The following is a 26,373-nucleotide window of genomic DNA, read 5'->3' on the forward strand; positions in this document are numbered from 1 at the left end:
CTTACTTGTTGAAATCAGTAATCACTGGGTAGTGGTCTGAGATTTTATTCACTTCTCCCTCGGTAATGATTTTACAGCCCTTGACCTTTCTGTAGAGGTCTTTACTGGCGAGGATGAAGTCGATGCGTTGGCCTTTCTTAACGGCTGTTTTTTTGTCATCCCAGACGCCCGTGGGGGAGGTGAGACGTGCTTCCACTTTTTCCGGGAGATGGTTTTTTGCGGTATCTACGAGGCCAAGCTCATGGAATTTCTGGAGGACTCCGTACTCAAATTTTCCGCCTTTGAGGTTTTGCACATGAGCGTGCCTGGCGTCTGTTTGAAGTTTAGATTCGAGCAGATTCGCATTGTCTTTCGACTCTAACCACCTACGGTCATCTGGGGTGAGAGCATTGAAGTCGCCCAGGACGATCACGCTTTCATTTTGGCGGAGAAGAGGGGCGATCTTTTTGCAGAGCAGGTCTGCTTCGCGGTGGCGCACTTCCCATTTGAAAGGGGAGAGGTGGACGACAAAATAGTGAACGCCATTGGTTTTGGCGTGAAGGTAGCCGTGGTGCATGCCTGAGAAGCCTTTTTCCACCACTTCAATAGGCCAACGCGAGGTCAAGCCCACCGAGAAGCCGTTCGTTTTCAAGAGGCTGCTATGAGGGTGTTCCCAGTTAGATGCGAGTTCCTGAAGTCGTTCAGGTTTGATGCTGGTGAGTTCTTGAAGGGCGACGACGTCGGGTGATTGTTCTTTGATAAACTGGCAGCCCGCTTCGACTTCTTTCCCTTTTGCAAAGACATGCCAGATATTATAGGTCATCACTCTGAGGGTGTTTGGATGTGGGTCTTTATTCTGAGCGTGAGTGAGGTTTGTGAGAGTGAGAAGAAGGCTCGTGATCAAGAGCGTCATTTTCAATGTTATTATTGGAAGATGGCAGGTGTTCGTTGGGTTTGAGTGCATGGTCAATTATTGTGAAATTTTGAAGGTGCTTAGAACTGCGGCGTGGTCTGAGGGAAATTCAGGAAAACTACGTTTGGTATGGTTTTTGTAGTGCTTGATTACCTGTGAAGAGCTGGGGCTCAGGTGTGACCCTAAGCTGTAGATGAAATCGATGCGCGCGTAAGGATCTTGATTTTGTGGGCGCGGGTTATTAGAGGGGGCCACGGGTTCAAAACCTTTTCCCGAGACATAGGTGTGATCGAGCCCGACCGTCGTCCAGGTGTAGCCGAGTGTCTCTTGGGTGAGGCGTGGATGCATGGCTCGGTAGGTATCTGTGAAGCCTTTTTCGAGCATTGCTGTGTGTGTGGGTGCATCTGCAAAGACCCTCTGGTAGTTTAGGTCAGCAGACTTACTTTCTTTGGTGTAGTCCAAGTGCGAGACACAGTTGAAGTCTCCCATTACGACTACCGGAAGATTCTCGGCATTTTCCAGATCCATAGTGACGGAGGGGTGGGAGAGGAACTTCTCTAGCATGGCACGGCGGTTGTTGTCACCATTGATAAAGTCTTTATCAGAAAGCTTAGGATCTTTGATAGAGACAATATGTCTCCCTCCACTGGTGAGCCATATACAGTAGACACGTAGCTTCTTTGTAGGTGAGAGATGTGCGGTGGCTGTGATAAAGGAAAAGGATGAGAGCCCCTTTGGTGTGCCGAAATCTGACAGTTCGTATTTACTGAAGATGGTGAGGTTCGCTGACTTACTTGGTGTGTAGTAGTGATAGCCAAGGCCTTTCGCGATATCTGCGGCCGATCCGTAGGTTTCTATCATGCCGATGATATCGGCTTTACTCTCTTTGATAATCTCAATGGTTCTTTGACGAGCGGACTTACCTTCGAAATTATATTTTTCCGCCTGATTGAGTCGTCCCCAAATGTTCCAGACTAACAAGCGAAGTTCTTCAGGTGCTTTGCCCTTTATTACAAGCGGGGCAGTTTTTGGCTGCTTGGAGGTGTAAAGCTTTTGAATATTCGCATTACTCAGGTTGCCTTGCCAGATCGAGACTTCATCTAACAATCCATCGAAGTTACGTCCGATTCCTTCGCGGTGCCCGCCAAAGACGATACCGCCAAATGGGGCTGCAGGTCCTGGCTTGGGGAGAAAATGCGTTTTCGCTAATTTGCCGTCTAGATAGATTTTGAAGGTATTGGAATCGAAGCTTAGGACGAGGTGTGTCCACTGGTTCTTGAGTTCAGAACGTAGCATGTGGTAGTCAAATCCCCCTTGGGCAATGGGCTTACCTGTAGCCTTGTCAATGGTTTGTGTCCAGGTTTGGAGGTTAACGGTATTGGGAGTGGCTCCGGCCCAAAATCCCAAGGAGAGGTGGATCGCGCCCGCATCGTCTGTGGTTTCACCTTTTACCGATTCAAAGAGGAAGTATCTCTCTCTGCTTCCGTGTTTGGGTAAGGTCTCAGGCTTAAACCACAAGGATACTGAGTGGGCTGGTGTGTTCGCTTTTCGTATGGGGGATGAGGTGAGTAGGTATTGTTGTTTCGATCTATCCAGTCTCAGAGATTTTCCACTAACACTATCATTGCTGAACGTAGGGGAATTATGGGGGCTGAAGTTTTGCTTTTGATGAACAGGCTTGTTGTTAGAAAAGTTGCCGTCGAGTTTCCAATAGGCTTTGAGTTCAGCATCAGCATGCACATAGATGCTAAGTAGTATGCTCCAGAATAGGATGCGGAAGGACTGCATGATTGGGGGGATTAGGATTTGAGGATTTTTCCGTCAGCACAGTCGGTGACATCGATGTATTGGTTTTCCAAGTGACCATCGGGGTAGAGGTCGATGATGCCATACCCCATCGGGGTGCCATCGACACTGCAGTTTTTGTCATTGATATGGGGCTCCCACCAAGCACCGCTGAGGGCACCATTGCAGTGGAAGTTGAGGTTTTTGAAGGCTAGAGCGTCCAAGATGTGGGTGTGACCAGAGAGAAAGTGCACTGGTGCCGCTTTGCTATCGATAAAGGGGCGAATGATTTCCTGCTGGCGCGCACTCGTGCCTTTGCCAAAAACATGGGCCACTTCTAATAGTGGCTGGTGCGACATGATCAACATGGGTTTTCCCTCATGCTTTTTGTACTCGGCATGGAGCCATTCGAGCTGCTCAGTATCGAGGTAGCCTCGATTGTTGCAATCGAGAGTGAAGATCACCCAGCCGCCTTTCTCCACATTCATGTAACGCGACTTTTGTCCCAGTCGTTCGAGGACGTAATCTTTGCCACGCATCGGATCGTCTTTTTTGCCAGCCCACCACATGTCATGATTTCCCAAAGATGAGAGAGCTCCGTAGCGTTCGAAGAGAGGTTTGATATTATTGTCGAAAAGCTCCCATTGCTTGAGCATGCGTTCACGGCTGATATTGCTGTAGTCAGCCGCATAAATCACATCGCCACCGTTGAGAATGAAGTCAATCTTACCGCTTGATTTGATTGCGTGACGCATGATTTTTACAAAGCGTTCCGGCGCTTCGTATTCTGGGCGCATGTGCACATCGGTGAGATGGAGGATACGGAAGCTTTCTTTTGGCTTGGAGCTCGGAGTTTTTTGAAACTGGGCACTCGCTGGGGTAATGGAGGCTGCCATGGCTCCAATGCCCGATGCGAGAGAGCCTGTGATAAAGTGTCTTCTGCTAGTCATGGTAGGTGTGGTTGCAGGTACGATAGCATGTTTTTGTTTCTTTCGGTTTCTTTTTTGTGTTCTTTGAGAAACTTTTTTTGCAGTGAAAAAGTGATTATTGAGAATGCGACGCTTATGGTGTGTGGGCTTTGGATATTTTGAGACTTTGTCTACTGATGGGGGATGCATGTGTGAAGAACGATGCTTGATGAGAGTGGTTGGGGGGGCGTTGGGGTTCGTAGATAGAGGAATTCGGCAGTTTGTGCCTGAAATTGTGGGAGCATGAGCAATCTTCTTGCTTCTAATCGGCGGCTGATTTAAGTCTTGGCCTATGTGGCATTGGTCAAAATTATCATCGATTAAGTGGTTAGATGCATGGGAAGAGCGCTTCTATGGCAATCCTAACAGTGTTATCAATGAAATCAAAGGGGGGAAGAGCATTAGAGTAGAGGTCTATTGTGATAGTGAAGAAGAGGCTAATGCCATTCAGAAGCAATTTGGAGGATCGGTCCGCCTAGTAAAAGAGCAGAACTGGGCTGCATTAAGTGAGGTGGTAAAGCCTCCATTAAAGATCAGGGACGCATTATTGATAACGGGGAGTCGTGAACGTGGCGTGGTGGAAGAGTTAAAGCAACAGTATCCGAAACGTGAGGTGGTCCGCATGCCCGCTGAGATGGCTTTCGGTACGGGTGACCATGCTACGACATCTACTTGTCTGAGGATGTTGGTGGATGTCGCAAGAGAGCGTAAGGGGCAGAATTGGGAAATGCTGGATCTTGGTTGTGGCACTGCGGTGTTGGCAATCGCGGCTCGATTGATGGGAGCTGAAGCATGTGAGGCGCATGATTTTGACCCTCAGGCCGTACGAGTATCGGAGCAGAATCTGGTATTAAACAAGGTAGATGGGATCCGGGTCATGTGCCAAGACGTCCTGGAGTGGCAGCCGCAGAAGCAATGGGAGGTAGTGATTGCCAATCTATTTTCGACGATATTGCAGGAAGCATTTCCAAAGATACATGCTGCGATGAAGGATGATGGGGATTTTATTGTTTCAGGGATTCTCAGGGAGCAATGGGAGGAGACATCTGCGAAGGCTGAGGAGGCTGGGCTTCAATTTTCTAAAGTAATCCGTAAGGGTAAATGGGTTTCGGCGAGAGGTTTGAAAGTGCGGTAGTTTGGGCGGGACTTGAAAATTCTCGTCAACAGGAGGCATTTCTCTTGCAGTCTTGTATTGATGTATTAATAAATGCCTCGACTCCAGAGGGCGAGCTCATGGGTTTCCAACAGACAGTGACTTCGCCCACTTGAGTGCGAACAATTTTTACACATCGTCTAAAATGGAAAGCATATCATCACGCGTAACCCAAGTCACACCCTCTCTGACACTTAGCATCACAAACCAAGCTAAGGCGATGAAGGCCAAAGGCGAGGAAGTCTATGGCTTAGCAGGTGGCGAGCCAGATCTCGATACTCCAGATTTCATTAAGGAAGCTGCGATCAAGGCCATTCAAGATGGTAAGACAAAGTACACGCCAGCCGCTGGTATTCCAGAGTTACGTGAAGCGATTGCAAACAAGCTCAAGCAGGAAAACAATCTCGAGTACGATGCACGTCAGGTGATCGTTAACAGTGGTGCCAAGCATTCCTGCATGAATGCGATCATGGCGGTTGTCGAAGAGGGCGATGAAGTGATCATCCCAGCTCCTTATTGGGTATCTTATCCTGAAATGGTTCGTCTTGCAGGAGGGGTGCCAGTAATCGTAGAAACGAAAGAAGAGAATGGGTGGAAGCTGACACCTGAAGAGTTCGAAGAGAACATGACAGGTCTCACAAAGATGATCATTCTCAACTCACCGGGCAACCCGACTGGTGCTGTCTACACAGCTGAAGAGTTGAAGGCGCTTGGGGAGGTAGCTCTTCTCGAAGACATCACGATTCTCTCAGATGAGATTTACGAGCACCTCATTTACGGTGAGGCAAAACACGTTTCCATCGCATCCTTGAGCAAGGAGCTTTACGACCTGACTATCACTGTAGGTGGTTTTTCTAAGGCATATTCCATGACCGGATGGCGTCTTGGCTGGATTGCAGCGCCACAAGCATTGGCTGATGCGATCAGCAAGATTCAAGGACATACTACTTCTAATGCATGTACCTTTGCCCAGTATGGTGGTTTGGCTGCATTGACTCAGGAGAATTCATTTGTTGAAGATCTCAGAGCTGAGTACGATGTGCGTCGTCAGTTTATGTTGGCACGTCTCAAGGCGATTCCGAATATCAGTGTTGTGGAGCCAGAAGGTGCATTTTACTTCTTTGTTAATTGCGAGCAATTGGGAATGAAGTCAGTGAATCTCTGTGACAAATTGTTGAACCGTTACAGAGTAGCAGCGGTGCCTGGTATCGCGTTCGGTAACGACAACTGCATTCGTATCAGTTACTGTACGACACTTGATATTCTTAATGAAGGGATCACCCGCTTCGAAGAATTTTGTCGCTCTCACTAATTAAGAAGAGGCAGTAAAGAAAAGTATTTCTCAATGGCACCTTTCGCATGAAGGGTGTCATTTTTTTGTGTTGGTGATAGGCAGCGTTAGAGAGATACGTTAGTTTAGGCCTATGAAAATGAAATCGCTTCCGCTGGCTATGGCTCTTGCAGGCTTAGGTCTTTTTTCGTTGTTATGTGCTTCGCAGAACAAAGAGAAAGGGAATGTAGCTCCTGAAAAGTTAGAGAGAGTGGCTGCGGCGCTTCCGCAGAAGGCAGCGGAACCAAAGAAAAAGCGAAAATTACTTATTTACACTGAGACGAAAGGATACCGCCATCAATCGATTGATATCGGTAAGGTTGCATTTGAAGCAATGGGGAAGGAATCGGGAGCCTATGAGTCGGTCGTGAGTAATGATTTGGGGAATTTTGAAGCTGAGGCGATTCAAGAGTTTGATGCGATATGCTTTTTGAACACGACTTTAGAAGTTTTTCGTCCGCATCCGGTGAAGTTCAAGCTTTTGAATAAAGAGGAGAAGGATAAGGCATTGGAAAAGGAGAGAAGGCTGCAACAGAATTTGCTAAATTATGTGAAAAATGGTGGTGGGTTCATTGGGATTCATGCTGCCTCAGACACTTTTTACCAATGGGCTGAATTTGGGGAAATGTTGGGTGGGTATTTTGATGGTCACCCATGGAATGCTCGGACGGATGTGTCTATCGTACTTGCTAAGGGAGCTGAGGGGAATCCGATTGTCACTTCGATGAAGGACGGGGAAGCACTGAATTTTAAGGAAGAGATCTACCAGCTTAAGGATCCTTATGACAGCAGCAAGCTGGATATGTTGTTGAGGTTAGATACGGAAAACTCTGATATGAAAGTGAGAGGGATTAAGAGAACGGACAATGATTTTGGAGTAAGCTGGACGAAGTCCTATGGTAAAGGTCGTGTCTTCTATTGTTCCCTTGGACACAACGAACACATTTATTGGAACCCTAAAGTATTGAGCATTTATTTAAATGGGATCCAATGGGCCATGGGGGATCTCTAAGAGGGCCTGCTCACGTGGCTCTGTAATGGGAGGGTCGATGAAAGCTAAGCACGTGAGCTGATCTGGTCGATTGCCCACTGAGCGTGTTCAGCAATCAAAGGATCAGCATGGGCAGCCTGTTCGCGCAAGAGGGGAAGGTGTTCGAGGCTTCCAGTGTTTCCGAGTGCGACACAGACGTTACGGATGAAGCGATTGTGTTTGATGCGTTTGATGGGGGATTTAGCGAAGGTCTTTCGAAAAGAATCGGGGTCCATGCGTAGGAAGTCGCGCAGCGAGTGATCGAAGATTTCTTTACGTGCGTGCAGTTTTGTTTCTCGACTTATTTTTGCGAAGCGATTCCAGGGGCAGACTTCGAGGCAGACATCGCAGCCATAGATACGATTACCCATAAGGGGGCGAAGCTCGGTTGGAATGCTGCCTCCGTACTCGATGGTGAGGTATGAGATGCAGCGGCGCGCATCCATTTCACGTGGGCCAGTGATGGCCTGTGTTGGGCAATGGTCGATACAGCGCGTGCATTTGCCGCAATGGTCACCAAAACTCGGGTCAGCTTCGAGATCAAGGGTTGTGATGAGTTCACAGAGGAAAAACCAGGTACCAAAATCTTTGTGAATTTGAACCGTAGATTTTCCGTTCCAGCCGAGCCCAGCGTCATTGGCAAAGTCGCGCTCCAGAACTGGACCGGTATCCACATAGTAGCGTTGGGTGCCTCCCATGTCGGCGAGCGCGAGGTCGAGATCTTTTAATTTGTCCTCGATGATATCGTGATAATCGTCATTCCAGGCATAGCGTGCGATTTTGTAGTCATCGTTTTGCGCTTGGTGGCCGGGAAAATAGTTTAAAGCGAGAGAAATGACAGATTTTGCGCCTGGGAGGATGGCAGCTGGATGGACTCTTCGGTCGGTATTGCGCTCCATCCAAGCCATTTCACCAGCACAACCTTGCTTGACCCAATCGAGGTAGCGGTCGGCATGAGAGGCGCGACGGACTGATGCAATGCGGCAGTCTGAGAACCCTAATTCACTCGTGATGAACTGGATATTGCGCTTGATGATTTCAGCAGTGAATTCCATGACCAAGTGGAGTGTCGTAGCATCGGGGTGGCTGTGCAACAGCAGAGAAAAATAAATCGTAAAAAGTAGTGTTTTTATCTTGCAGATCTCTGCGATCCGTCCTAGAAATCCCCCGCCTCGCAAGGGGTGCTAACCGCAGAATCGCAAGATTCGAAATTTTCTACGATGGGTAGATGGCCGAGTGGTTAAAGGCGGCAGACTGTAAATCTGCTCACGTAAGTGTACGCTGGTTCGAATCCAGCTCTGCCCACCATTTTTCTAGGAAGTTACATTGGGAGGTGTAACTTTTTTATGAGGGAAAGGGGTGCAACTTTAATTAGTTGCACCCCTTATTCATTTACGGATTTGTGGTATGAGAGATCCTTTTTAATCAGGTGGGATTATTTTGTGAGTATTGATCTGGTTCGTTTCCTGTCAGAGGGAATAGCATTTGCGTATCGCACAAGGATTAGCTGGTAATAATGTTTTCCTCATTAGTGAGTTTGGGCTGCCAGCTGGGTGGGTGAAAGTCGGAGATGGTAAAAATGTGACCAGATATGGAATGATTTAATGTAAATAGCTTGTCTTGAATGTGCGAAATTCTATGGGTTGGTTGTTGGGGTGATTGTGTTTTGTTCTTACTTTTAGTGGGTTAGGTTGTTTTTTAGGTATCTCTATGTTTGTGTAAAATCGTCAAAGTCTGTGGTAATGTGGCAAATCACCAGTAATGTCTTGCGGATTGGCAAAAGTCCCTTAGTCTGAACGCCTAGATGTCCAGGGTAGACATGTTAGAGGCATATTATAACCTGAACCAAATAGACAAATGTTATTGAAAAAGACCAAGTTGGCTCTTCGTGTAAACGACGAGAATCCAAACCATCACTTATGGAACAATCGTGGGGTTTGGTGGTGTCACTTAACAGTGCACAAAGCGGACGCAACGGCTGAACGTTTGCGTTTTTCGTTAAAAACTAGGGATGTTGAAGAAGCCCGTAGAAGGCGCGATAATATCTTCAAAGATATATCGAAGCACTATTCTATTGCGGCTTAGCCAGCAATTTTCAGAAGAAAAGCCCGCATTGCTCTCGATGGCGATGCGGGCTTTTTTCTATGTGAGAGTAGTGTGGAGGGGGATGCTCGGCTGAGTAGGGGGCAGCGATTTTTTGTATAATTGGAATTAGAGTTGGAGGGCACCGGGGCGCAGCTGGTTGAGGGCTTGGACGGAATGGCCGCTTGGTGACTGGAAGTCGAAGGATTCCGAGATTGCGGAATGGACCCAATCTTTGGCAGTTTTGATGGCATCGGGGATATCGAGTCCACGTGCGATGTTTGCGGTAATGGCGGCGGAGAGGGTACAGCCAGTGCCGTGGGTGCTATCAATTTCGACAGTGGGTGCGCTGAAATTGTAGATTTTTCCATCATGCCAGAGGGTGTCGATGCGTTGTTCTTCAGCGGCAGGAAGGTGTCCGCCTTTGATGAGGCATGAGATGTTATAGATTGAGCCAATTTCTTTTGCCGCGTCAGCGAGTTGGTCGAGTTGGCTGATCTCTTGGTTGAGGAGTACTGAGGCTTCAGCGAGGTTTGGGGTGACCAGTTGGGCAATTGGGAGAAGTCTGCTAACATATGCCTCGACGGCGTCTTCTTTAAGCAGGTGTGCTCCTGAGGTGGCGACCATCACTGGATCTACGACCAATGGGATGGGTTGCTGTTCTAGCAGCTCGGTGATCGCGACGATGTGTGGCTTTGAGTAGAGCATGCCAGTTTTGATCGCTCTGATTTGGTAGGTTTCGAGCAAGACCTTAATCTGATCCTGGAGCACCGCGGGCGGGACTGGGTGGATAGAGACGACTTTATTGGGGGTTTCAGCCACCACGCAGGTGATAGCGGTGAGGCCGTGGGTGCCAAAGTATGAGAAGGCTTTAAGGTCAGCTTGTATGCCCGCGCCTGAGGAGCAATCAGACCCGGCGATAGAGAGGACAACGGGTGGTTTATGCATAGCTTGGTGAGTGTTGAGAGACAAATTCAGAGATGTGTTGGGCACACTCCTCTGCTTGGTTTTGTAATAGCAGGTGTGGAGATGAGATCCAATGTGTTTCGGCTTCGGGATATTGCAAGCGCAATTGGTTTTGGGTGGCCCAAGGGATGAGGTTGTCATCCGAGGCCTGTAGTATCAGTATGGGCGTTGACTTGAGTGGAGGACAGTCTTCGGGGCGGAGTCCCAATACGCTGCGTATGCGAGCAGTGAGTGCTTTTGAGGGAATTTTTTGGATGATGGTTTTGAGTTGGTCGAGTTGAGCTGGTGGGGCGTTGTTGCCGACGAGGAAGTGTTTGAGAGCCTTTTTTGGGGGGCTAAGGACAAAGAATGGGCGCAGGGGGAGGAGGGCTAGGTTGGGAGTTGTTGGGGGGGCACAAAAGCTAGCAGCTAGGACGAGTTGTTGGGCGGAATCTGGATGCATTGCGGCGAGGCGCATGGCTATGGGGCCTGAGAAACTCTCAGCGATGAAGATTCTGGGAATGTTCCAGTCAAGTGTTTGGTCGAGCCAATGAACGAGACTATCATAGTCTTGAGCTTGGTCGGTAGGATACTCGATGGCCTCATAGGAATGGGGTTTGAGCGCAGCTATGAGTGGTGCATAGAGCTCAGAAGTGCCGTGGAGGCCAGGGAGGAGAGTATAGGTAGCTTGCATATTCTCAGATCTATACGTCAGCTAGAGGATAGATCTGACAGGGTAGCAGAGAAATGCTGTCTTGTTGACAATCTTTTCACCAAGAGAGGTTTTGAGTGGCCTGTTGGTTTCTGGACTGGGAGCGTATTCTGTCCATTGCAATAGCGAGAGCTGTTTGTTTATGGATGAGCTGGCGTTCGAGTTTGGTGAGCACTCTGCCCTCAGCTTTGGTGATCTGTTTTTCTAATGCATGGATTTCATGCATTAGTTCGACTTCTGGTGGAATATAGCCGTTAGACTTGAGCATGCTGTGGGTAGCACGCAGGTGAGCCGGAGTTGCGAAATAGTCGTCAAGGTTGAGTGGTTTCCCGGTGCCGACAAGGTCATCGAAGAGTCCATTGGCGATGGCTTCTTCAATGCGTTGGTTAGCAAGTTCCTCGAAGAAGGACATCAGGCTGGGGAGTGGGATCGATCAGGACGCGAGACATCCTGGGCAATTTTGGACCCAATGGTTTGTGGCGCGCTCGACTAGTTCGGGTGGGTGGTCTTGGATACAGAGTTCGGGGTTTCCAAGAGTATTTCGGGCATGGAAGGCGCAGCCTTGCGGAGGAGAGGTGAGTGAGGGGGGGAGTCCGGGGATGGTATAGAGTCGCTCACCTTTCGCGTGGGTGGCGGGGATGGATTTGAGGAGGGCACGTGTGTATGCGTGCATGGGGTTTTTAAAGAGGTCGCTGGCGCTGGCACTTTCTACGAGGCGGCCTGAGTACATGACATTGACATGGTCACAGACTTGAGAGACGACGCCGAGGTCGTGGGTGACCATGATGACGGCCGTACCGAGTTCTTCTTGGCGTTCTTTAATGAGGTCGAGGACTTGTTTTTGGACGGTGACGTCGAGGGCGGTGGTTGGCTCATCACAGATGAGTAATTCGGGCCGTGTGATTAGAGCCATGGCGATCATGACGCGCTGGCGCATGCCACCGGAAAATTCGTGTGGATAGGCGTTGATGCGTTTTTCTGGATCCGGGATACCGACTTCTGCGAGCGCATCGATAGCGCGAGTGAGGGCAGCTTTACCTTTGATTCCTTCATGGATTTCTAGGGGTTCCATGAGTTGGGTAGAGATTTTCAGGAAGGGGTTGAGCGAAGTCATGGGATCTTGAAAGATCATGGAGATCCGTTTTCCTCGAATTGCTCGGAGTTCTTTTTCTGAGGCTTGCAGGAGGTCGATGTTATTATCGAAAATGGCGGTGCCTGAATGGATCTTTCCTGGAGGCTGGGGGATGAGGCCAAGGAGTGAGTAGCATGATACTGATTTACCTGAACCTGACTCGCCAACGATGCCGAGTGTTTGACCTTTTTCGACAGAGAATGAGACATCCTCCACGGCGCGCACGATGCCATTGCGGGTGTGGAAACGAGTGGTGAGGTTCGAGACGTTCAGCATGCTGGTAGTAGCGCGCAGCCAGTGGCTGGTAGCAAGCCGAAAAATACACAAATGTGAGGGAAGTTCTGAAATGGCTTCACCTCACAGCTGTTAGGGATGGTTGGGGGGAGTTTTGGGTGTTTATTCGACGGTGCCGAGGTCTCCGTGTCCACCTTGGCTGCCACCACCTTTAGAGGCGTTGCGTGAGCGGATAGAGAAAACGATAGGGACGCCAAGGACATCGTGTTGTTCTCGGATACGGTTTGCTAGGTATTGTTCGTAGTGCTCATGCATGAGTCGTTTGTCGTTCACGAAGAGGATGAACTGAGGGACGGGGATCGCAGTGTATTTATCATTCACCACTGCGGTGGCATACATGAGTTTTACGCGCTTCTTATACTTCTTATGCTGTGAGGGAGGTTTTACCTCCATGGCGTCAGACAAGAGTCGGTTGAGGCGTCCCGTTGTGATGGGGTTGCGTGCGGCTTGACGGATGCGTGAGATTTGGTTGAAGATTTGAGCGATGTGTTGTCCTTGTTTTGCGGAGACACATGCGAAGGGGGCCCAGGAGAGGAAGAAGAGTTCGCGGTCGATGAGCTCTTTGGCTTCTTCGAGGCGTGCTTGGCGTGCTCCACCTGGGTGGAAGAGGTCCCATTTATTGAGGATAATAAGGCAGGGTTTACGTTCCTCTTTGACCATTTTTGCAATTTTACGATCCATGGAGGAAATGCCAGCAGCGAGGTCGATGACGAGGAGGCAGATGTCGGCACGCCGGATGGATTTCTCGGTGCGCATAGCCGAGAAGACTTCGACTGAGGTGTCCATTTTTTGGCGTTGGCGCAGTCCAGCGGTATCGATGAGGGTGTGTTTTTCTTCTCCCCAGGTGTATGGGATGTCGATAGCGTCACGTGTGGTGCCAGCGATGTCTGAGACGATGGTGCGTTCGTCTTTGAGGATGGCATTGATGAGCGAGGATTTACCTGCATTGGGCTTACCGACGATCGCAATTTTCAAGCCCTCGCGCATGACTTGCTCTTGAATTTCTTCTTCTTCCTCGGATTGTTCGGCGATGACTTTTTCGAGGGTGTCGTCGAGTGTTTGGGCGAGTTCTCCGAAGCCGCGGCCGTGAGCTGCTGATATAGCGATGCCAGCGCCGAGTCCAAGACGAGCGAAGTCACCGACCATGAGTTCTTGTTCGGCATGATCGGCTTTGTTGAGGATCAGGAAGACTGGAGGTTTCGCGCGGCGAAGTTTTTGGGCCAAGTCTTCATCGGTTGGGGTAAGGCCATCACGAGCATCGACGACGAAGAGGATGATGTCGGCGCTATTCATGGCGATGTCGGCCTCGACGGTGACCTGGTCGTGGAATCCGTCATCGAGCTCCATCCCAATCCCGCCAGTATCGATGATTTCACAGGGGTGGTCGGTCATTTTGCAGGGAGCCGAGATACGGTCGCGGGTGACTCCTGGCTGGTCGTGAACGATGGCGATACGCCGTTCAGCAAGTCGGTTAAAGATTGCAGACTTCCCGACATTTGGGCGGCCGACGATAGCTATGGTAGGTGTTTTCACGGAAATGGGATGAGTGGAGTTAGAGGATCGGGAGCCGAAGACTTATTTTTGCTTTGCACGTAGAGTGCCGTTGAGTTGTCGAATACAGTTGAGGCTGTATGCCCATGAGGACCAAAGTGTCAACACTGCTGCGATGATAGTTGGATAAAGTGGTGGGAGGGGAACTACTTTTAGCATGACCCAGCCCAAAGTAAATAGCTGTGCGACGGTGGTAGCTTTTCCAGTCCAATGCGGTTTGACATCGAGTTTGATGCCCAGAGATAGGATCATGGCGCACCCAATACCGATACTCACATCACGGGCAACGACCATGACAATGTACCAACTGGGGATGATCCAGTCATCGCTCCCCCAGGCCACGAAGGATAGAGTGATGAGGCCGGTGAGCATCAGGACTTTGTCGGCAAGGGCATCGAGTACTGCGCCGAGTTTGGAGCTTAGGTGGTATTTGCGTGCAATGTAGCCGTCGACACCGTCACTAGCGGCAGCGGTTATGAAACTAGCGAGAGCCAGGTAGCGGAGCATTTCATTAGGTGAGCCATCTTGGATGCTACGTCCGTACATCACGGCGAGCATTCCAAAGACAGGAATGAGAGCAAGTCGTGCTAGCGTGATGGCGTTTGCTGCATTCAGTGGTTTGACGATCATGATTTGGTGGATCCTGACACTCAGAAATTCTAACTATCTTGATGACCTACGCAAGCCACTAGTGTGGTGCACAAGACGTTTCATTGAGGGGAGGTGTGCTTATTTGGGTACTTCATAAAAAAGCGGTGGCGTGGAGAGTGATTTCAGCTTAGTTATCGGCATATGAAACCAAATGTTGGAGACAGCGCGCCTGATTTTAAGGCTAATGTGATAGGGGGAGAGTATACAGAGGAAGCGTCTGTGGGCTTGTCAGATTTTGCAGGTGAACGTGTAGTGTTAGTCTTTTACCCAAAGGATAATACACCGGGGTGTACGACACAGGGTTGTGCGATGAGAGATGATTGGGGGAAGTTGAAGGGGTTGGCACGTGTCTTTGGGGTGAGTATTGATTCAATCAAGAGCCATCAAAAGTTTATCGACAAGCAAGGGCTTCCCTACGCCTTGCTTAGTGATGAGTCTAAGGAGATTGTTGAGGCATATGGGGTTTGGGTAGAGAAGCAAATGTACGGGAGAAAGTATATGGGGACCGAGAGGTCCACTTTTGTGATTGGAGGGGATGGGAAGATCGAAGCTATATTAGAAAAAGTAAAACCTGCGAAGCACCTTGATCAGCTCCTAGAAGTTTTAGAGGCATAGTGAGGAAATAAGGGAGAGCCATGGGACAGAGTCTGCGAAAGGTCGATTGCCACGTACATATTGTTGGTGATGGGAGTTCGGGAAGTGGGGCATGGTTTGAGCTTCCGACGCCATACAAGAGATTGTTAGGGCGGATGATGATTCGCGGGATTGGCCTTGAGCAATCGACTTTGCAGTGGGGATTAGATGCTGCTTATGTAGAGAATTTAGCGAAGCAAGTTCGTGAGAGCGATTTGGACGCGGTGGTCGTTTTGGCTCAGGACATTGCTTACCGTGCGGATGGGATAGCGTTAGAGGATGATGCGCAGTTTTATGTGCCGAATGGCTACGTTTCGGAGTTGGCGAAGAAGTATGCTGAGTTTATCCCAGCGTGTTCTATTCATCCTGCGCGGCTGGATGCGATGGACGAGTTAGAGCGATGTATTGAGGCGGGGATGCCAGTATTAAAGCTACTACCCAATTGCCTGAACATTGACTATGATGATGAGCGTTACCTTCCATTTTGGGAGAGGATGGCTGAGGCGGGAATGGTGTTGTTGAGCCATACTGGTGGCGAGATGACGGTGAAGGTCTATGATCCGAATTATGGGGATCCAAAGAAGCTCAAGTCTGTGTTAGAATGTGGCGTCACGGTGATTGCAGCGCATTCGGCAGGGAGAAGTGGGCTATTTGATCCAGATTGGACCGAGGATTTAATTCAAATGTTTAGCGTCTATCCAAGGCTTTATGCGGACAATAGTGCCTTGTGTAGTCCCAACCGAGCGAGGACATTGAAGCACATTTTACCTGCGGAAGTACAGGGACGTATTCTTCATGGTAGTGATTATCCAGTTCCCATCTCAGGGCTTGGTCCGTGGGCATGTGGGCATCTCGAATGGAGAGATTGGTTCAGAATCGCACGAGAGAAGAATGTGCTTCAGAGAGATTACTTGTATAAGCGTGCGATGGGATTTGGGAGTGATTGCTTTACGCGTTTTGATTCGATTCTGAGGCAGGCTTCAATTTGACGATGGTTTATTTTTTGAAGATTCTGGGAGTGGTTTTAATTCAGTAATCGTTCTAACGGGATAGGAAGCATTGTTTTGGGTGACGTATTCGTGGATCCAAGAGAGCTCTACCTGATCACCAAGTTTGAGTGCTTTGATGGTGTTGAGAGTTTGTTTACTGAGTTTTGAATTGCCGAGTTGGTCTTCGAGCATGGTGTGAAATGTGGTGGCTTTAGGATCACCGTACTTACCAAGTTTTTTATAATTGAGGTACTGGTTGACTTTGAATTGAGCGACAGTGCCAGCGTGGGAGCATTGGTCGGGGCAAAGTGTCGTTAGGTGACGGCATGGGCGGAACTTACTGCCTTGGTATGTCGCCAATGTTTTGTGGGTTGAGAGCGTTTCTCGTTTCGCATCTGGCTCAGCTTGGAGTACTGGGAGGCATAGCAGTGTTAGGGAAAATAGGAGAAATGTCTTCATCATAGATGTGATAGCATAGGAAAGGAAGGAAGTCAGTACGATGTTCTTGTTTGCCTTCTTGACTGGAGAGGGAGGGGTGTCTTTAATGTTCGCTAATTATGAAACTATTCGGTCTTCTCCCAGCCTTGTTATTTGCCACGATTGTTGAGTCTCGAGGTGCATTGATTGCGCATTATGACTTCACAGATGGTGATCTGCTAGATAATGAAGTGGGAAGTAGCTTCCAACTTAGCAAGGTAGCAACTGGGGTGGCAGATGTGACGATTAATTCTGATGGGTCTGCGAACTTTCCTGGTACAGGTGGTAGCAACAAGGCTTACCTAGAGACGACCACGGACAATGGAGGAGAACCAAGCTTTACGGTGTCATTTTGGTTCAAGACTTTGGATTTCACTCAAGGAAGTTTCCAGGGGTTATTCTCGAATAACAGCGGAGGTTCGGGAACTTCTTTTTCGTGGCAGGTGGACCTCAATGGTAGCGACATCCGTTTGGTATCTCAGCAAGGTGTTGCGATTACAGGGTCTACGGCAGGGTATTTGACGGATACGTGGTATCACGTAGTGGTGAGGAAAGTGGCGACTGCCGAGACTGAGTTTTATGTGAGTCAACTTGGTGCAGGTTCGGTGAGTTTGGTTGGTGAGGACAAAGGGAATGGACAGAATATAGGTGGGCTGCAATTTTTGCGATTAGGAGTCAATCGGGCGGACGATTCGCTGGCGCAGATGGACATGTCTAATGTGAAGGTGTATGATGACGCTTCAGTTGATTTGGGTGTTTTATTGGCTGAAGGGCCTCAGTTGATACCGGAGCCTTCGAGTGTTCTCTTTTTAGCGGGTGGGTTAGTGATGGGGGGCATGTACAGAAGGCGTCAGCGGTGAGTGATACCAAGTCGCACTTCAAAAGAGGCAAATGATGATTTTTTTGGGGGCTTGATGCATTGCGCTACGCGTAAAAAATGTAGGGGTGGGCACTTTTGAGTCACGAAGTGGTATTTGAGATGAGGCTGAGCGGATTTGTTGAGCTTGGGATTGCTTGTGGTGGCTAGTGCGCTAGAAGGAGCATATGAACATCGGTGAGATTAAAAAGGTTCTGAGTGATGCAGGTGTGACACCATCGCGGCAGCTGGGGCAGAACTTCTTATGTGACCCTGAGGTAGCTCGCGGTATTGTCGACCACTTACATCCACAGGAGAGTGATGTGGTTGTTGAGTGCGGGCCAGGAACGGGAGCATTGACAGTTCATTTGGTAGGCCGTGTGAAGAAGGTGATATTGATCGAGTTTGATTCACGCTTAGCCGCATACCAGAAACAAAAGTATGCAGAGCATGCGGATGTGGAAGTTCATCATGCTGATGCAGCGCGTTTCGATGTTCGCGAGCTGTTTAAGTATGGACCGATTAAACTATTGGGAAATTTACCATACTCGGCAGGTGGGGCGATCATGAGAAATTTCATGAAGCGACCGAGCATGGTGTCTCGAGCGGTGTTGATGTTACAGAAAGAATTTATTGATCGCATCATTGCGAAGCCGAGGACTAAGGATTACGGGGTTTTGACATTACGGATGCAGAGTGAATGGGTGAGTGAGCCGGTGATGCTTGTTCCACCTGAGGCCTTTACGCCACCTCCGAAGATTGATTCCACAGTGATGGTGTGTGTGCCTAAAGCTGATAATACTCATCCCGTTTATGACGCGCGATTGTTTGATGAATTAATTCGTCGCGGATTTGCTCAACGCCGCAAACAGCTTAAGAAGCAACTTCCAGATCATCTCAGTTGGGCTGAGGTTGCTCCTCAATTAGGATTGAAGGAGACAGCTCGCGCTGAGGAAATTTCTCTTGAAAATTGGATAGAGATTACGCGGATCTATGACGATCACCCGCTCAAAGATATTCCGCAGAAAGATGACGAACTGTTTGATGTGGTTGATGAGGCTGATGAAGTTGTCCGCCAAGAGAAGCGCAAGGTTGTGCACGAGGAAGATTTACTGCATCGGGCAGTGCATGTTTTCGTTTTCAACAAACGAAAGGAATTATTGCTACAGAAGCGCTCTGGACTGAAGGATAATTTTCCAAGTTGCTGGGATAGCAGTGCGGCGGGGCATCTTGATGCAGGAGAAGCATACGAAGCCTGTGTTGTTAGGGAGCTCGATGAAGAGCTTGGAATCCAGGGGGCTGATACTCAAAAAATAGCAAAACTCACTCCGAGTCAGAATACAGGTTGGGAATGGATAGAGCTTTATTTAGCACGTCACGACGGAGCGTTACGCTATCCATGCAGTGAGGTGTATTCCGTGCAGTGGTTCAGTTTAGAACAGGTTCGTGAGTGGGTAGAGCTCAGACCCGAAGATTTTGCGCCAGGGTTTATCGAATGCTGGAAGGTATTTGAGGAAAAAATGGCGGGAGCGCAGGACGCGTAAATGCTCGAGATTGGATTGATGTTCTAGGGAAGTGTTCCTAAGCATCAGGGGGACAAAAAAGCCAACACCGCTTGTATGGTGTTGGCTTTGGTAAATGAGATGGGGTTGATATCTTAAGCTTCGAGCTTTGAGGCTGCCGCTTGGTCGATGTAGAACACGGAATTGGCATGCTCTTGGAGGTAGGATGCAGATACGATGTCATTGACTGGGCCGGTGACGGCTTCATTGACAATCGGAGCTTTTCCTTCACCCCAAGCCATCAGGACGATGCGGCGCGCAGCAAGGATTGTGCCACAGCCCATAGTGATGGCTGCAGTAGGCACATTGTCGAGGCCACCGAAGGCTGGTGCTGCGTCTTCGCGCGTGATCGGGTCGAGTTCGATTGCGCGTGTTAATGAATCTTTTGGAGAGCCAGGTTCATTGAATCCGATGTGACCGGTACGGCCGATACCGAGGATTTGGAGATCGATGCCACCCGCGTCTTTGATTTTTTGCTCATACTCGGCGCAGTGTGCAGGGATATCTGCGTCTGCGACAGTACCGGATGGGAGGTTGATGTTCTCAGGTTTGATATCGATGTGGTTGAAAAGGTTTTGGTGCATGAAGTACCAATAGGATTCGACATGGTCCTGGGGGAGGCCAGCGTACTCATCGAGGTTGAAGCTTGTGACGTTGGCAAAGGAAAGTCCGTCTTCTTTGTGAAGGCGGATGAGTTCCTTATAGTAGGCGATGGGTGTGCCACCTGTGGCAAGGCCGAGGACGGTTTGTTTCCCTGCAGCTTCATTGCTGCGAATGAGTTCAGCGGTTTCTGCGGCGAGTTTAGCCACTGCGTCTTGGCTAGATGGAAATACTTCTACTGGAATCTTCTGCATAGCGAAAGCGTTGTGATGGGCTTGTGGGAGAAATGCAAGGCTGGAGTGCGCCGAAACTGTGTGCATTTCGGAGCTGTGAGCAGCATCGATGGGGAGATGGGACGGGGTGCATGATAGGATTCGAGGAGGAGGGAAGTATGGTACAATGGCGTGTGTAGGGTTGAACAAATTGCGTGATGCACTACGCTTGACCTCAAGAGAGCTCATGGCAAATAGAGGATACAGTTGGAAGAACGTACGTCAGGGATCCACATTTAGTCTCCCAAGGACTGAGCATGTGGGGCGCCTGGTGACTGTAGCAGTGGTGTTGGCCTTGGTGGCGCACGTGGCGGTGATCTTTGGGCTCAAGAATATGTCTGTGACTTTTCCCGCGATTCGACAAATGCTCAACATTGAGACTGAGCCCATTGTTGTGCGCGAAGTGGAATTTCGTGAATCCTTACCGGAGTTAAAGCAAGAGGAGCTGGCGGAACCTCCTGAAGTTGCTGGGGAGCTTCTTGATGAGATTGAAATTTTAGAGGAAATCCCTGAAGATACTGAGCTCGACATGTCGCCTGAGATCAGTGATCCACAATTTGATGTGGAAATGGTCACACCGGCGATGAAGGGGGAGGCCTTAGCTGAGAGTTTAGAGCCGATTGCTGGGCCAGAGCTGACCCATGATTTACCTGAGATCGGTAGGATGGACGATGTGCTTCAAGTAGCAGCAGCTGGGCAGCTTGTGATAGATCCCGGTGAGCAAAAGGCAGACACCTTTGATCCGGACAAATTTAATGAGGAATTAGAGCGCAAGGGGGCTGGAGGTTTAGCTGACGATGGTGCTCTAGAGAATTTTACGCCCTTGGCAGCGATGGCGCGCATGGATGGAAACGCGTTGCAGAATACGAAGGGCATGATTGGGTCTGACTTATTATTTGAGTTTAACAAGGCGACTTTGCGTGAGAGTGCGCGCAACTCATTGCTAAAGGTGGCGCTTTTGATTGATAAGAACCCTAAGCTCAATTGTTGGATTGAGGGGCATACGGATACCATTGGTGGGGATACGCCTAATGGGGAGCTCTCCCTGGAGCGCGCGCGCGCTGTGAAGCAGTGGCTGGTTGAGGCGATGCGTATTGATCCGGAAAGGTTGATTGTGATCGGGTATGGCAAGCGTCAGCCGATCGTTTTGGAAGGAGATAAAGACACGCAGGCGATCAACCGCAGGGTTGTTATTAAGATGCGTAAAGGGAAACCGGTGAAGGACTCGCAAATGTTTTTAGAGAATGCTCTACCTCCTGAACCTGTGAAGCCGAAGGTAGGAGAGGCAGTTTTGGTGAAGCCCAGCGGCCCACCCATCATCCCTAGTGCTCAGCGGGTTGATGAAGAACCGCCAGCACGCGCTGTCATTGAAGAACCGTCTCGTAGGGCTTTACCTGTGGAAGAGCAACGCAGGCGAGCGATTCCAGTGACTCCAGGGAGGGCAGTACCAGCCGAATAGGCGTAGAGGATAGAATTTTTTTAACCCCAAGAAGTGGGGTGGAAAGTTTGAGGAATCACTGTATCTTAGTCGGATGCAGAGTGATGGAAATGGTGGAGATTTCAGCTCTATCAATCGTGGCTACCAATCGGTTTTTCAGTATGGCCAGTTGAGTATTGGTATTGTGGTGCCCATTGAAGCGTACCCTCAGAGTGCTGTCCCCACAATGGAGAGGCACTGTGAACGTGTGTTGTTAGTAGAATCTTTGGGCTTTTCAGCCGTGTGGTTGCGTGATGTTCCCTTCAATGTGCCATCCTTCGGGGATGCTGGGCAGCTTTACGACCCGTTTGTCTACTTAGGCTATTTGGCGGGACAAACGAGCGACATAGCTTTGGGTGTTGCGAGTGCTGTGTTGCCATTGCGTCATCCGGCGCATGTCGCTAAGGCAGCAGCGAGCGCTGACGCTCTCTCTGGCGGTCGATTATTGTTGGGAGTGGCATCTGGAGACAGACCCGATGAATACCCGGCAGTGCGAATGGACTACGATGACCGAGGGAAGCGCTACCGTGAAAGCTTCCAGTATATTCGTCACATGAGTGATGATAGACCAGTTTTTGAGAACGCGTATGGGAGTGTGGCCCGAGGCTTGGACATGCTTCCTAAGCCGTCTTCAGGTAAGTTACCAATGCTTGTGACTGGGGGAAGCCAGCAGACGATAGATTGGATCGCAGAGCACGCTGATGGGTGGATGCTCTACCCACGTGAACCCGAAGTGCAGAAACAGATTGTAACGAAGTGGTATGAACAGCTTGAGTGTGTTGGGCGCGGGCCACAACCAGTGATGCAGTCATTGTACATTGATTTGGTTAGTAAGGGAGGAGAGGGGGCGAGTGCAATTCATCTTGGATTTCGTTCAGGAATAGAGTATCTGATAGATCACCTAAAAAAGTTAGAGAGCTCTGGAGTGAATCATGTGGCCTTAAATTTGAGGTTTAACCAACGAGATGTTGAGGAAACCGTCCGGCAGATTGCTGATGAGCTACTTCCTCATTTTAGGAACTCTACGTGACCAAACTTACAAGCAAGTATGTGATGCAAAAAACGATATTTATCACTGGAGCAACAGATGGGATAGGACTTGAAACAAGCAAGCTTCTGGCGAGTAAGGGGGCAAAGCTTCTCTTACACGGTAGAAACCAAGAGAAATTAGAATCAGTAGCTCAAGCGATTAGGGAGGCTTTTCCGAGTGCTCATGTGGAGGTCTATCTAGCAGACTTACAGAAGTTAGAGGATGTGAAGGCGCTGATCAGCCAAGTCAGGCAAGCTCATAAAAAGTTAGATGTTTTGATTAACAATGCTGGTGTGTTCAATGTAGCAGAGGTTCATACGAAAGAGGGATATGATGTGCGTTTCATTGTCAATACTGTCGCTCCGTATTTGCTGACTCAAGGATTATGGGAGCTTTTGAAAGGTGGGAGGGTGGTAAACTTGTCTTCAGCGGCTCAGTCATCAGTGGATTTAGAGGCAATGCTTGGTAAGCGAGCAGTTGAGGATATGGCGGCATATGCTCAGAGTAAGTTAGCACTAACGATGTGGAGCAGAGTTCTGGGGGGGAAAGGAGGAAATGGTCCGCTTGTCGTGGCGGTCAATCCTGGGTCCTTACTTGGATCCAAGATGGTGAAGAGTGCTTTCGGAGTAGAAGGAGGAGATTTAAACATTGGAGCTTCTATTCTGGTGGAGGCAGCTCTCTCAGAATCCTTTGAGAAGGCTTCTGGGCTCTATTTTGATAATGACAAAGGGAGGTTTGCTTCACCGCATTTAGATGCAATGCATGCTGAAAAGTGCCAGGCTGTCATCAATGCGATTGAGGCGATCTGTCGGGCTTCGTAGTACGAGGATCTTCTTAAGAAATAAGTTAGGTTAAGAAAAAGGTAGAATAGATGAAAAAAATTCTCATTCAATTTGCGCACCCGGCATTGGCTCGATCACGCATGAATGCCGCTATGTTGCGTGCTGTGTCTGGGGTAGATCATGTCACGGTCAATGATTTGTATGCATCCTATCCAGATTTTCAAATCGATGTAGAGAGAGAAAAGAAACTCTGTGAGTACCACGATGTGATTATTTTTCAGCATCCATTTTATTGGTATTCTACTCCTTCGATTATGAAGGAATGGTTAGATTTAGTTCTACAGCATGGGTGGGCCTATGGGTCTACTGGGAAGGCATTAGATGGAAAGTTGTTTCTACAAGCGATCACAGCTGGAGGTGGAGAGGAAACTTATCAGACTGATGGGTACAATCAGTTTACTCTGGGAGAGTTGACTTCGCCGTATAGGGCTACAGCGCATTTATGTGGTATGGTGTGGCTCCCGCCATTTGTTGTATTAGGTGTGCACGGGGGGCTGAACCCAGAGCAGATGCAAGCTTATGCTGAGGAATATAAAAGTTGTGTGTTAGCAATACGTGATGAGCGCATAGACATTAATTCTGTGAGAAGAGGAGATTATCTGAATAGTGAACTTACAATGGGGGCAATAGGGGGGAAGTAGTATGGAATCTTTCTTACTTCAGTTATTTATATTTTTAGCTTCTGCGGCCATTGCTGTACCTGTGGCGAAGAAGTTGGGTTTAGGGTCAGTGCTAGGTTATTTGATAGCTGGGATTATCATTGGCCCATATGGGATGTCGCTCATCGAGCATGTCGAGGACGTGATGCATTTCACTGAGTTTGGGGTCGTGATGATGTTATTTCTTGTGGGGTTGGAGTTGAAGCCATCTTTGCTGTGGCAGATGCGTATTCCGATATTGGGAATGGGGGGGATGCAAGTTTTGCTAACAAGTGGATTGGTTGCTGGGATTTCGCTTACTTTTCTACCATGGCAGGAGGCCATTGCTGTGGGGTTAATACTATCGCTCTCATCGACAGCGATTGTGTTACAAACATTGAGGGAAAAAGGATTGATGGAGACTTCGGGGGGGAGGTCGATATTTTCGGTTTTGTTGTTTCAAGATCTGGCCGTGATTCCAATGTTTGCGTTATTGCCATTTTTGGCGACGACAGTGATTCATTCAGATGATGGGCATCATGAGTCCGGGCTCGTGGACATAAGCGGTTTAGCTGGATATCAACAGGCTGGGATTATTCTTGGGGCTATCTTGGGGATTTTTCTCATTGGAAAATTTGCAAGTCGTCCAATCTTTCGGGCGATCGCAAAGACGCGGGTGAGAGAGGTTTTTGTGGCAGCAGCTTTGGCTTTGGTGGTGGGGATCTCTCTATTGATGACAGTGGTTGGATTGTCTCCTGCGCTCGGGGCGTTTCTAGCTGGAGTTGTGCTGGCTGATAGTGAGTATCGGCATGAGTTAGAGAGTGATTTGGAGCCATTCAAAGGTTTATTACTCGGCATCTTCTTTATCTCGATAGGAGCGAGCTTGAATTTCACATTAATTGGAGATAATGTCTTGCTGATCTTAGGGCTGACAGCGGGTTTGATTGTGGTCAAATGGGTAGTGCTGCGGGCAACTGGTGTATTCTTTAAGGTGGCGAGAGGTGAGCGCAACTTGTTCGGTATCGCTTTGGCTCAAGGGGGGGAGTTTGCCTTTGTTTTGTTCCAGTTTTCTAAGACGAATGGGGTGTTACCGAGTTCTACGATAGATCCATTATTGTCCGCCGTTGCATTATCAATGTTCTTAGCGCCTTTGCTATTCATTGTTCACGACCGTTGGCTTGTTAAGGCGACTGAGGATGCCTCTGGGGAGAGAGGGGTTGATGAGGTTAAGCGAAGTGGGCATAAGGTCATTTTGGCGGGTTTTGGAAGGCTGGGAACAGATTTGGGACGGTTGCTTATTTCGGCGGGAGTTAAGCCCGTGATATTGGACCACGATGCGAGTAATGTTGAGGTGCTTCGAAAATTTGGGTTTGAGGTGTACTATGGTGACGTGACTCGATTGGATTTGTTGGAGTCGGCAGGAGCGGCTGAGGCAGAGTTGTTAGTGATCACCATAGGTGATGTGGCTAAGGCAAGTGAGTTAGTGGAGTTGGCAAAGAAGCATTATCCTCAATTGACGATCTTATGTAACGCGGCTGACAGAGGAGCTGCTTATGATCTCATGGATCTAGGTGTGCAGCTTGTGCGAAGAGAGACCTTTGGCAGCGCCTTAGCTTTGGGGCAAGACGTCCTCACGCAACTCGGTTTTCACCCGTATGAGGCGCATCGAGTCGCTCGACTTTTTCAGAAGAACGATGAGGCGATGTTACCTGAACTTTATCAGATGCACCGTCAAGACGAGGAGGGCTACATTTCGATGTACCAGCAGCATAATGCCGATTTGGAGGAATTGATGAAGTTGGACCAAGAATCAGACAAAGACGAGCTTGAGAGAGCTTGGACTACAGCTAACCCAGAAAAATAAACCCCAGAAAATATATGTTAGGAGAAAACCATTCACTGAACCATGAGTTCCCAGAGTTCAAGGAACGCATTGAGAAATTGATAGATGCCGATAGCTCATTTGCAGAGAAAGTAAAAAAGTACAATGCTTTGGATAAAGAGATCCGAGTATTAGAGTTGGATGGGGCACCTATAGATGATGAAGCGATGCATCAGCTGAAGCATGAGCGAGCGGTCTTGAAAGATGTTCTCTATGAGCGTTTAAAGGCTAGCGCCTGAGAAGCATAGCAATGGTATCGGTGTACCTCCAGATGGGAAAGGTGTGTGGTGGAACATTCGCTTTCTCTGTTTGTTCTTGTTGTAATGGGGGGGGCAGTTACCACACGTGTCTGCTGAGTAGAAAGGTAGCCCTCTACTAAGAGGGTAACGATTTTTTTGCGAAAGTACGCAGATTGGGATTGGCTTCGCCTCTGCATGATGTGCGAGCGTTGCTCGCAGAGGGGGATGCGCATTGAGTGGCAATGCTTGCAGTCGAACTGCGTTCTCGTCCCAGTTAACTGGACACAAAAAAGATAGAATGAGAAGAGAGGTGAGGCCGCGCCATGGTTGCTGGTAAGCTCATGGCTCATA

General features: G+C 48.9%; 25 protein-coding genes and 1 tRNA gene. 14 read left to right on the plus strand and 12 right to left on the minus strand.

Going from position 1 to position 26,373, the window contains the following annotated elements:
• Position 1 precedes the first annotated feature (1 nt).
• Genes ACFSW8_RS12275 through ACFSW8_RS12285 form a run of 3 tightly spaced genes read right to left on the minus strand, consistent with a single transcriptional unit; the run spans position 2 to position 3,627 of the window.
• Positions 2 to 892 carry an endonuclease/exonuclease/phosphatase family protein gene (locus ACFSW8_RS12275; protein ID WP_377178362.1) on the minus strand — a complete coding sequence of 297 codons (891 nt, stop codon included), beginning with the start codon at positions 890 to 892 and terminating at the stop codon, positions 2 to 4.
• A gap of 57 nt (positions 893 to 949) precedes the next feature.
• Positions 950 to 2,680, minus strand: a complete 1,731-nt coding sequence (locus tag ACFSW8_RS12280; RefSeq protein ID WP_377089579.1) for a LamG-like jellyroll fold domain-containing protein — start codon at positions 2,678 to 2,680, stop codon at positions 950 to 952.
• A gap of 11 nt (positions 2,681 to 2,691) precedes the next feature.
• On the minus strand, positions 2,692 to 3,627 hold the full coding sequence (locus ACFSW8_RS12285; RefSeq protein WP_377089580.1) for a metallophosphoesterase family protein: 936 nt from the start codon (positions 3,625 to 3,627) through the stop codon (positions 2,692 to 2,694).
• A 310-nt stretch (positions 3,628 to 3,937) separates the two neighbouring features.
• On the opposite strand from ACFSW8_RS12285, the gene ACFSW8_RS12290 reads away from it, so the two are divergent.
• From ACFSW8_RS12290 to ACFSW8_RS12300, 3 genes are all read left to right on the plus strand, one after another.
• Positions 3,938 to 4,780 carry a 50S ribosomal protein L11 methyltransferase gene (locus tag ACFSW8_RS12290; protein WP_377089582.1) on the plus strand — a complete coding sequence of 281 codons (843 nt, stop codon included), beginning with the start codon at positions 3,938 to 3,940 and terminating at the stop codon, positions 4,778 to 4,780.
• Between the two features lie 163 nt (positions 4,781 to 4,943).
• A complete protein-coding gene (locus ACFSW8_RS12295; RefSeq protein ID WP_377089583.1) occupies positions 4,944 to 6,110 on the plus strand; it encodes a pyridoxal phosphate-dependent aminotransferase in 1,167 nt (388 codons plus the stop codon).
• A 112-nt stretch (positions 6,111 to 6,222) separates the two neighbouring features.
• Entirely contained in the window at positions 6,223 to 7,140 is a 918-nt protein-coding gene (locus tag ACFSW8_RS12300) for a ThuA domain-containing protein (protein WP_377089584.1), read from the plus strand.
• A 44-nt stretch (positions 7,141 to 7,184) separates the two neighbouring features.
• Here the strand turns inward: ACFSW8_RS12300 and queG are convergent, their stop codons facing one another.
• Positions 7,185 to 8,213 carry a tRNA epoxyqueuosine(34) reductase QueG gene (queG, locus tag ACFSW8_RS12305; protein WP_377178364.1) on the minus strand — a complete coding sequence of 343 codons (1,029 nt, stop codon included), beginning with the start codon at positions 8,211 to 8,213 and terminating at the stop codon, positions 7,185 to 7,187.
• 167 nt (positions 8,214 to 8,380) lie between these two features.
• On the opposite strand from queG, the gene ACFSW8_RS12310 reads away from it, so the two are divergent.
• Positions 8,381 to 8,466: transfer RNA gene (locus ACFSW8_RS12310), tRNA-Tyr, on the plus strand.
• Between the two features lie 903 nt (positions 8,467 to 9,369).
• Here ACFSW8_RS12310 and thiD read toward each other — a convergent pair.
• From thiD to ACFSW8_RS12340, 6 genes are all read right to left on the minus strand, one after another.
• Entirely contained in the window at positions 9,370 to 10,188 is an 819-nt protein-coding gene (gene thiD / locus ACFSW8_RS12315; protein ID WP_377091493.1) for a bifunctional hydroxymethylpyrimidine kinase/phosphomethylpyrimidine kinase, read from the minus strand.
• A complete protein-coding gene (locus tag ACFSW8_RS12320) occupies positions 10,181 to 10,879 on the minus strand; it encodes an alpha/beta fold hydrolase (protein ID WP_377089588.1) in 699 nt (232 codons plus the stop codon). Before ACFSW8_RS12320 ends, thiD begins: the two co-directional genes overlap by 8 nt.
• 76 nt (positions 10,880 to 10,955) lie before the next feature.
• The gene (locus tag ACFSW8_RS12325) at positions 10,956 to 11,309 is read right to left on the minus strand and encodes a DnaJ family domain-containing protein (protein ID WP_377089589.1); all 354 of its coding nucleotides are present in this window, start codon (positions 11,307 to 11,309) and stop codon (positions 10,956 to 10,958) included.
• A 21-nt stretch (positions 11,310 to 11,330) separates the two neighbouring features.
• On the minus strand, positions 11,331 to 12,305 hold the full coding sequence (locus ACFSW8_RS12330; protein ID WP_377089590.1) for an ABC transporter ATP-binding protein: 975 nt from the start codon (positions 12,303 to 12,305) through the stop codon (positions 11,331 to 11,333).
• A 120-nt stretch (positions 12,306 to 12,425) separates the two neighbouring features.
• A complete protein-coding gene (gene der / locus ACFSW8_RS12335) occupies positions 12,426 to 13,856 on the minus strand; it encodes a ribosome biogenesis GTPase Der (RefSeq protein ID WP_377089592.1) in 1,431 nt (476 codons plus the stop codon).
• Between the two features lie 42 nt (positions 13,857 to 13,898).
• On the minus strand, positions 13,899 to 14,504 hold the full coding sequence (locus ACFSW8_RS12340) for a CDP-alcohol phosphatidyltransferase family protein (RefSeq protein WP_377089593.1): 606 nt from the start codon (positions 14,502 to 14,504) through the stop codon (positions 13,899 to 13,901).
• A gap of 162 nt (positions 14,505 to 14,666) precedes the next feature.
• Here ACFSW8_RS12340 and ACFSW8_RS12345 point away from each other — a divergent pair, with 162 nt between their 5' ends.
• Both ACFSW8_RS12345 and ACFSW8_RS12350 read left to right on the plus strand, forming a co-directional pair.
• Complete coding sequence (locus ACFSW8_RS12345; protein WP_377089594.1) at positions 14,667 to 15,140, plus strand: peroxiredoxin; 474 nt, start codon at positions 14,667 to 14,669, stop codon at positions 15,138 to 15,140.
• A gap of 20 nt (positions 15,141 to 15,160) precedes the next feature.
• Complete coding sequence (locus tag ACFSW8_RS12350; protein WP_377089595.1) at positions 15,161 to 16,147, plus strand: amidohydrolase family protein; 987 nt, start codon at positions 15,161 to 15,163, stop codon at positions 16,145 to 16,147.
• On the opposite strand, the gene ACFSW8_RS12355 is transcribed toward ACFSW8_RS12350, so the two are convergent.
• Positions 16,139 to 16,609: a hypothetical protein gene (locus tag ACFSW8_RS12355; RefSeq protein WP_377089596.1), complete on the minus strand. Its 471-nt coding sequence runs from the start codon at positions 16,607 to 16,609 to the stop codon at positions 16,139 to 16,141. The two genes, ACFSW8_RS12350 and ACFSW8_RS12355, sit on opposite strands and share 9 nt — an antisense overlap.
• Before the next feature lie 95 nt (positions 16,610 to 16,704).
• Between ACFSW8_RS12355 and ACFSW8_RS12360 the strand changes: the two genes are divergently transcribed.
• Together ACFSW8_RS12360 and rsmA are read left to right on the plus strand one after the other, a co-directional pair.
• On the plus strand, positions 16,705 to 17,484 hold the full coding sequence (locus ACFSW8_RS12360; protein ID WP_377178366.1) for a LamG-like jellyroll fold domain-containing protein: 780 nt from the start codon (positions 16,705 to 16,707) through the stop codon (positions 17,482 to 17,484).
• Between the two features lie 184 nt (positions 17,485 to 17,668).
• Positions 17,669 to 19,024, plus strand: a complete 1,356-nt coding sequence (gene rsmA / locus ACFSW8_RS12365) for a 16S rRNA (adenine(1518)-N(6)/adenine(1519)-N(6))-dimethyltransferase RsmA (protein WP_377089597.1) — start codon at positions 17,669 to 17,671, stop codon at positions 19,022 to 19,024.
• A gap of 113 nt (positions 19,025 to 19,137) precedes the next feature.
• On the opposite strand, the gene nagB is transcribed toward rsmA, so the two are convergent.
• The gene (nagB, locus tag ACFSW8_RS12370; RefSeq protein ID WP_377178368.1) at positions 19,138 to 19,896 is read right to left on the minus strand and encodes a glucosamine-6-phosphate deaminase; all 759 of its coding nucleotides are present in this window, start codon (positions 19,894 to 19,896) and stop codon (positions 19,138 to 19,140) included.
• 205 nt (positions 19,897 to 20,101) lie between these two features.
• Between nagB and ACFSW8_RS12375 the strand changes: the two genes are divergently transcribed.
• The 6 genes from ACFSW8_RS12375 (at position 20,102) to ACFSW8_RS12400 (ending at position 26,022) form a co-directional block, all read left to right on the plus strand.
• Complete coding sequence (locus tag ACFSW8_RS12375) at positions 20,102 to 21,373, plus strand: OmpA family protein (protein ID WP_377178370.1); 1,272 nt, start codon at positions 20,102 to 20,104, stop codon at positions 21,371 to 21,373.
• A 73-nt stretch (positions 21,374 to 21,446) separates the two neighbouring features.
• Positions 21,447 to 22,421, plus strand: a complete 975-nt coding sequence (locus ACFSW8_RS12380) for an LLM class oxidoreductase (protein WP_377089600.1) — start codon at positions 21,447 to 21,449, stop codon at positions 22,419 to 22,421.
• Positions 22,422 to 22,444: 23 nt separating this feature from the next.
• Complete coding sequence (locus ACFSW8_RS12385; RefSeq protein ID WP_377091497.1) at positions 22,445 to 23,242, plus strand: SDR family NAD(P)-dependent oxidoreductase; 798 nt, start codon at positions 22,445 to 22,447, stop codon at positions 23,240 to 23,242.
• A gap of 50 nt (positions 23,243 to 23,292) precedes the next feature.
• Positions 23,293 to 23,904 (plus strand): NAD(P)H-dependent oxidoreductase, encoded by a 612-nt coding sequence (locus ACFSW8_RS12390; protein ID WP_377089601.1) that lies wholly within the window; start codon positions 23,293 to 23,295, stop codon positions 23,902 to 23,904.
• A gap of 1 nt (position 23,905) precedes the next feature.
• Positions 23,906 to 25,765 (plus strand): monovalent cation:proton antiporter-2 (CPA2) family protein, encoded by a 1,860-nt coding sequence (locus ACFSW8_RS12395; protein ID WP_377089602.1) that lies wholly within the window; start codon positions 23,906 to 23,908, stop codon positions 25,763 to 25,765.
• 14 nt (positions 25,766 to 25,779) lie between these two features.
• Positions 25,780 to 26,022 (plus strand): YdcH family protein, encoded by a 243-nt coding sequence (locus ACFSW8_RS12400; protein ID WP_377089603.1) that lies wholly within the window; start codon positions 25,780 to 25,782, stop codon positions 26,020 to 26,022.
• The last annotated feature ends 351 nt before the right edge of the window (positions 26,023 to 26,373 follow it).

It is taken from the genome of Rubritalea tangerina, from assembly GCF_042683245.1.
Taxonomy (GTDB): domain Bacteria; phylum Verrucomicrobiota; class Verrucomicrobiia; order Verrucomicrobiales; family Akkermansiaceae; genus Rubritalea; species Rubritalea tangerina.

What these genes read in the sequence shown, in the direction of transcription:
- ACFSW8_RS12300 (WP_377089584.1), top strand. Translation starts at nt 6,223, where the DNA reads ATGAAAATGAAATCGCTTCCGCTGGCTATGGCTCTTGCAGGCTTAGGT.
- ACFSW8_RS12380 (WP_377089600.1), top strand. Translation starts at nt 21,447, where the DNA reads ATGCAGAGTGATGGAAATGGTGGAGATTTCAGCTCTATCAATCGTGGC.
- ACFSW8_RS12280 (WP_377089579.1), bottom strand. Translation starts at nt 2,680, where the DNA reads ATGCAGTCCTTCCGCATCCTATTCTGGAGCATACTACTTAGCATCTAT.
- ACFSW8_RS12400 (WP_377089603.1), top strand. Translation starts at nt 25,780, where the DNA reads ATGTTAGGAGAAAACCATTCACTGAACCATGAGTTCCCAGAGTTCAAG.
- ACFSW8_RS12290 (WP_377089582.1), top strand. Translation starts at nt 3,938, where the DNA reads ATGTGGCATTGGTCAAAATTATCATCGATTAAGTGGTTAGATGCATGG.
- ACFSW8_RS12320 (WP_377089588.1), bottom strand. Translation starts at nt 10,879, where the DNA reads ATGCAAGCTACCTATACTCTCCTCCCTGGCCTCCACGGCACTTCTGAG.
- thiD (WP_377091493.1), bottom strand. Translation starts at nt 10,188, where the DNA reads ATGCATAAACCACCCGTTGTCCTCTCTATCGCCGGGTCTGATTGCTCC.
- ACFSW8_RS12375 (WP_377178370.1), top strand. Translation starts at nt 20,102, where the DNA reads ATGGCAAATAGAGGATACAGTTGGAAGAACGTACGTCAGGGATCCACA.
- ACFSW8_RS12395 (WP_377089602.1), top strand. Translation starts at nt 23,906, where the DNA reads ATGGAATCTTTCTTACTTCAGTTATTTATATTTTTAGCTTCTGCGGCC.
- ACFSW8_RS12350 (WP_377089595.1), top strand. Translation starts at nt 15,161, where the DNA reads ATGGGACAGAGTCTGCGAAAGGTCGATTGCCACGTACATATTGTTGGT.
- ACFSW8_RS12355 (WP_377089596.1), bottom strand. Translation starts at nt 16,609, where the DNA reads ATGATGAAGACATTTCTCCTATTTTCCCTAACACTGCTATGCCTCCCA.
- ACFSW8_RS12325 (WP_377089589.1), bottom strand. Translation starts at nt 11,309, where the DNA reads ATGTCCTTCTTCGAGGAACTTGCTAACCAACGCATTGAAGAAGCCATC.
- ACFSW8_RS12345 (WP_377089594.1), top strand. Translation starts at nt 14,667, where the DNA reads ATGAAACCAAATGTTGGAGACAGCGCGCCTGATTTTAAGGCTAATGTG.
- ACFSW8_RS12295 (WP_377089583.1), top strand. Translation starts at nt 4,944, where the DNA reads ATGGAAAGCATATCATCACGCGTAACCCAAGTCACACCCTCTCTGACA.
- queG (WP_377178364.1), bottom strand. Translation starts at nt 8,213, where the DNA reads ATGGAATTCACTGCTGAAATCATCAAGCGCAATATCCAGTTCATCACG.
- ACFSW8_RS12330 (WP_377089590.1), bottom strand. Translation starts at nt 12,305, where the DNA reads ATGCTGAACGTCTCGAACCTCACCACTCGTTTCCACACCCGCAATGGC.
- ACFSW8_RS12275 (WP_377178362.1), bottom strand. Translation starts at nt 892, where the DNA reads ATGACGCTCTTGATCACGAGCCTTCTTCTCACTCTCACAAACCTCACT.
- rsmA (WP_377089597.1), top strand. Translation starts at nt 17,669, where the DNA reads ATGAACATCGGTGAGATTAAAAAGGTTCTGAGTGATGCAGGTGTGACA.
- nagB (WP_377178368.1), bottom strand. Translation starts at nt 19,896, where the DNA reads ATGCAGAAGATTCCAGTAGAAGTATTTCCATCTAGCCAAGACGCAGTG.
- ACFSW8_RS12340 (WP_377089593.1), bottom strand. Translation starts at nt 14,504, where the DNA reads ATGATCGTCAAACCACTGAATGCAGCAAACGCCATCACGCTAGCACGA.
- ACFSW8_RS12390 (WP_377089601.1), top strand. Translation starts at nt 23,293, where the DNA reads ATGAAAAAAATTCTCATTCAATTTGCGCACCCGGCATTGGCTCGATCA.
- ACFSW8_RS12385 (WP_377091497.1), top strand. Translation starts at nt 22,445, where the DNA reads ATGCAAAAAACGATATTTATCACTGGAGCAACAGATGGGATAGGACTT.
- ACFSW8_RS12285 (WP_377089580.1), bottom strand. Translation starts at nt 3,627, where the DNA reads ATGACTAGCAGAAGACACTTTATCACAGGCTCTCTCGCATCGGGCATT.
- ACFSW8_RS12360 (WP_377178366.1), top strand. Translation starts at nt 16,705, where the DNA reads ATGAAACTATTCGGTCTTCTCCCAGCCTTGTTATTTGCCACGATTGTT.